The following is a 2,026-nucleotide window of genomic DNA, read 5'->3' on the forward strand; positions in this document are numbered from 1 at the left end:
CTTCTATCTGCTTTTTGTACATTCTCCGCTTTTACATGTTGAGTATAATCGCGTCACTTTCTCATCTTCGAAATGATCAATTGTGCAGTTACATGTTTGACATACGATTGTTCCCATTTTGTAAACTCCCCTTTAACCGTCTTTTTTTGTAAGCGTTTTACAACTCTTGATATTATATTATTATGTCACATTAAATATGTCAACAACTAATTAGTATGTCACATTAAAAATATTTTTCTCATAAATGTTATATTTGTTTTCAAAAAGCTGGACGCTTAGCATCATCTCTATTTATATGAAAAAACAATGTCTAATTTCACATCTATTTCAGCACTTTAAAATACTTACGAAAAATAAGAATTTGAGCTCTTGCCGTTTTTTCTTACTAATAGGGTAGACATTTCATACAAACTTTACTAGAATGTATAACCATGTGGTTTCATGTATAGCTAAAAAGGTTATATGAGAAACTATGTTATGTAAAATAGAATAGGAAAGGAGTGATAATCGATGAAAAAACTGACTCCCGTTTTTATCCTTTCGGTTATTATTGCTGCAGTATTTATCGTATGGGGTGTTATTCCTGAATCTGTGCTAGGAAGCGCAGCGCTTACACCTGTCACATCGGCAATACATAGTTTTATCATCGAGAAATTTGGCTGGTATTACTTATTAGCAGCTACATTATTCTTAGTTTTTACGCTGTACTTAATTTTTTCAAAGTACGGAAACATTAAATTAGGTAAACCTGACGAAAAACCTCAGTATGGTTATGTCTCTTGGTTTGCCATGTTATTTAGTGCTGGTATGGGGATTGGACTTGTATTCTGGGGTGTTTCAGAACCAATCAATCATTTTCATACTCCACCTTCTGGTGAAGGCGGTACAGCAGAATCAGCTCGTGCAGCTCTACGTTATTCGTTTTTCCACTGGGGTTTACATCCTTGGGCTATTTATTCCGTTCTTGCACTCGCCCTTGCATATTTTCAATTTAGAAAAGGTTACCCGTTCATCATCAGTAATATTTTACGTCCACTATTAGGAAAACGTGTGGACGGACCTCTTGGAACGGTCATAAACGTCATCGCCGTATTTGCAACTATTTTTGGGGTGGCAACATCTCTAGGACTGGGCGCTATTCAAATTACCGGTGGAGCCTCTTACTTGTCGCCAAGCATTGATAATAATTTCACGACTCAATTAATTGTTATTATTATCGTGACGTTCTTGTTCATGCTGTCAGCACAGACAGGTCTGAACAAAGGTATTAAGTATTTGAGTAACATTAATATTATTTTAGCTATTCTGTTAATGCTATTCTTGTTATTTGCAGGTCCAACCAACTTTATTATGGACTTATTCGTTACAACAATTGGCAGCTACATTCAAAACTTGCCGTCGATGAGTTTTCGATTGAGCCCGTTTGATAACAGCACCTGGGTTCAAGATTGGACAATTTTCTACTGGGCATGGTGGATTGCTTGGGCACCGTTCGTTGGTACGTTCATTGCTCGTATTTCACGAGGTAGAACCATTCGAGAATTTTTAATTGGTGTACTAGCTGTTCCGACCGTATTTGGCGGATTATGGTTTGCCGTATTCGGAGGTTCTGGGGTCTACTTAGACTTTTTCAAGGATCTTCCTGTTATGGATGTTATCAATAATAAAGGAACAGAAGTTGCTTTATTCTACGTACTTGAACAGTTTCCATTTGGTACGTTCATGTCCATTGTCGCTATTTGTTTAATTGCTACATTCTTCATTACATCAGCTGACTCAGCTACATTTGTTTTAGGAATGCAGACAACAAATGGTGATCTAAATCCTTCAGGCTCTATTAAGCTTACGTGGGGCTTAATTCAATCGTTAACAGCAATCATTCTGCTTTGGACAGGTGGCTTGGATGCGCTCCAAACGGCTGCGATTATAGCAGCACTTCCATTTTCAATTGTGCTGGTGTTAACGGTCTTCTCATTAATGAAAGCATTTAAAGAAGAAGGCGCATTAAAAAAAGAAAGAAATCTGT

The 2,026-nt window shown here is 37.1% G+C and carries 2 protein-coding genes; one reads left to right on the forward strand and one right to left on the reverse strand.

Annotated elements, in window-relative coordinates; all coding sequences use genetic code 11:
* Positions 1-3: 3 nt before the first annotated feature.
* Entirely contained in the window at positions 4-117 is a 114-nt protein-coding gene (locus N178_RS26495; protein ID WP_080890262.1) for a GapA-binding peptide SR1P, read from the reverse strand.
* A 393-nt stretch (positions 118-510) separates the two neighbouring features.
* On the opposite strand from N178_RS26495, the gene N178_RS25390 reads away from it, so the two are divergent.
* A partial coding sequence (locus N178_RS25390) for a glycine betaine uptake BCCT transporter (RefSeq protein ID WP_045295639.1) occupies positions 511-2,026 on the forward strand: 1,516 nt, incomplete at its 3' end.

The sequence above is a fragment of the Priestia aryabhattai B8W22 genome, from assembly GCF_000956595.1.
GTDB classification, from domain to species: Bacteria; Bacillota; Bacilli; order Bacillales; family Bacillaceae_H; genus Priestia; species Priestia aryabhattai.